Annotated in this window: 4 protein-coding genes; all 4 read left to right on the plus strand. The window is 55.7% G+C overall.

Annotated features, from left to right (window positions below; translation table 11 throughout):
- Positions 1-311: 311 nt before the first annotated feature.
- Positions 312-743: a YeeE/YedE family protein gene (locus tag NIG5292_RS14305; protein WP_048600213.1), complete on the plus strand. Its 432-nt coding sequence runs from the start codon at positions 312-314 to the stop codon at positions 741-743.
- Between the two features lie 3 nt (positions 744-746).
- A complete protein-coding gene (locus tag NIG5292_RS14310) occupies positions 747-1178 on the plus strand; it encodes a DUF6691 family protein (protein ID WP_048600214.1) in 432 nt (143 codons plus the stop codon).
- A gap of 99 nt (positions 1179-1277) precedes the next feature.
- The gene (locus NIG5292_RS14315; RefSeq protein WP_048600215.1) at positions 1278-2159 is read left to right on the plus strand and encodes an MBL fold metallo-hydrolase; all 882 of its coding nucleotides are present in this window, start codon (positions 1278-1280) and stop codon (positions 2157-2159) included.
- 13 nt (positions 2160-2172) lie between these two features.
- Positions 2173-2334, plus strand: a 162-nt coding sequence (locus NIG5292_RS14740) for a beta-lactamase hydrolase domain-containing protein (protein WP_144412771.1), incomplete at its 3' end; no start/stop codon positions are given.

The raw sequence follows: 2334 nt of genomic DNA on the forward strand, positions 1-2334 counted from the left end.
CTAACCGTACAACCAAGGTCATGCCCTTTTGGCTCGATCACTGGGATTAGCCTGCATGTTGAGCGTTCAGCCGCAATGAGTACGCGCAGACCAAACCTACCTACTGAAATGGAAGGCTAAAAATGAAGCACTGTTCCAGCATGTTTTCAGCTTCTTATGGCTTAAGTGACAATGTCACTGAAGGCGTGGCTGTTGGGGTGTATTCTGCGGCTATGTTATCGTCCCGAGGAGGCATTCATGATCACTAATTCAGGTAGCACGGCGCGACGCTTTATGACGGCGGCTGGCATCAAGACAGGTTGGACATAAACATGGAAACAGCTTTCACTCCTTTTGCCTCCCTTGGCGGTGGCCTCGCGATTGGTCTTGGCGCCGTCATGTTGATGCTTGGCCTTGGCCGCATTCTGGGGGCGACCGGTATCATGTCCGGTCTGGTTTTCGCACAAAACCGTGCAGAGGCATCGTGGCGCGCCGCCATGATCCTTGGCATGATCGCCGCACCCGGCGTGATCTTCTTGGTCAGTGGCACAATGCCCGCTGTCGATGTGCCAGTAAGCCCGACCATGATTGTGATCGGCGGCATCATCGTGGGGTTTGGCGCGAGCTTGGGATCTGGGTGCACATCGGGTCACGGGGTCTGCGGACTATCGCGCTTTTCCATTCGGTCGCTTGTTGCGGTGCCTACGTTTATGGCCACTGCCGGCATCACCGTCTTTATCATTCGTCACATGTTCGGAGCCTGATCAATGAAACTGATTTTTGCTGGCCTCACAGGTCTTGTCTTTGGCGTCGGGATCGCTCTGTCGGGTATGATGAACCCAGCCAAAGTGCTGAACTTCTTTGACATTGCAGGCACATGGGACCCCAGCCTCGCCTTTGTGATGGGCGGTGCACTGGTTGTCACAGGGATTGGGTACCGCGCTGTGTGGCGCCGCGCGCAGCCCTTGTTTGGCGGTACGTTCCAAGTGCCGAACGCAACCAATATTGATCCCAAACTTGTGGGTGGTTCTGCGTTATTTGGCATCGGTTGGGGCATTGCAGGGTTCTGCCCCGGAGCGGCTATTCCCGCCCTTGGGACAGGGCGTTGGGAAGTGGTTCTGTTTATCGCCGCGGTGGTTGTCGGGCTTGCCCTGCGACGACTGATGACCCGGATGACGACAGCCGCTGTGCCCCAATAAAGCGGTGCCCTGAATGACGACCGCCTACTGCCCGCCCACACACTTAGGGTGGCGCGAGGCTGCCGTCACCACCTGCACCTGAGACCAAGGAGATTGACAATGACGTACCCTGTAAACATGAACATCACCCCTGACGTTCAGGCCTTCTTTGATGATGCAACAAACACGATCAGCTACATCGTCAAAGACCCCACATCTGATGCCTGCGCGATCATCGACAGCGTTATGGACATCGACTACGCAGCCGGTCGCATCACCTTTGATCACGCCGATGAGCTGATCCGCCAGATCGAGATGCGCGGGCTGAAGTTGGAATGGATCATCGAGACCCATGTCCACGCAGATCACCTAAGCGCGGCCCCCTATATTCAACAAAAGCTGGGCGGCAAAATCGGGGTTGGTCACAAGATTACCGTTGTGCAGGAAGTGTTTGGCAAGGTCTTCAACGAAGGGACCGAGTTCCAACGGGACGGCAGTCAGTTTGACGCACTATTTGAGGACGGCGACACCTATATGATCGGCAATATGCAGGGCTTTGCCATGTATACGCCCGGCCATACGCCCGCTTGTATGGTACACGTTATGGGCAACGCGGCCTTTACGGGCGACACCCTATTTATGCCCGACGGTGGGTCAGCGCGCTGCGATTTCCCGGGCGGCTCTGCTGAGGAGCTTTACGACAGCATCATGAAGGTTCTGGCTCTGCCGGACGACATGCGTTTGTTCATGTGCCACGACTACGGACCCAACGGGCGCGATATTCAGTGGGAAACGACTGTGGCCGATGAGAAGGCCAACAACATCCACGTGGGCGGCGACAAAACACGCGAGGACTTCATCAAGTTCCGCACGGAACGCGACGCGCAGCTCGCCATGCCAAAGCTGATCATCCCCTCGCTCCAAGTGAACATGCGCGCAGGCGAGGTCCCAACCGACAAAGACGGCAACCCAATGCTCAAAGTCCCCGTCAACGGCCTCTAACTGGAAAACCATCATGAAACTCAACAAAATTACCGAAAAAACAACCGTGAGCGCTCAAATTAGTGCCGCAGATATCGATGCTATAAATGAAGCTGGTATCCGCGCAATCATTTGTAATCGCCCCGATGGTGAAGGTGCTGATCAACCCTCATTCGAAGAAATAGCCAGTGCGGCC

The organism is Nereida ignava (assembly GCF_001049735.1).
Lineage (GTDB): Bacteria > Pseudomonadota > Alphaproteobacteria > Rhodobacterales > Rhodobacteraceae > Nereida > Nereida ignava.

Excerpts from the sequence above, each read along its gene's own strand:
- NIG5292_RS14305 (WP_048600213.1), top strand. The coding sequence starts at position 312 with ATGGAAACAGCTTTCACTCCTTTTGCCTCCCTTGGCGGTGGCCTCGCG.
- NIG5292_RS14310 (WP_048600214.1), top strand. The coding sequence starts at position 747 with ATGAAACTGATTTTTGCTGGCCTCACAGGTCTTGTCTTTGGCGTCGGG.
- NIG5292_RS14315 (WP_048600215.1), top strand. The coding sequence starts at position 1,278 with ATGACGTACCCTGTAAACATGAACATCACCCCTGACGTTCAGGCCTTC.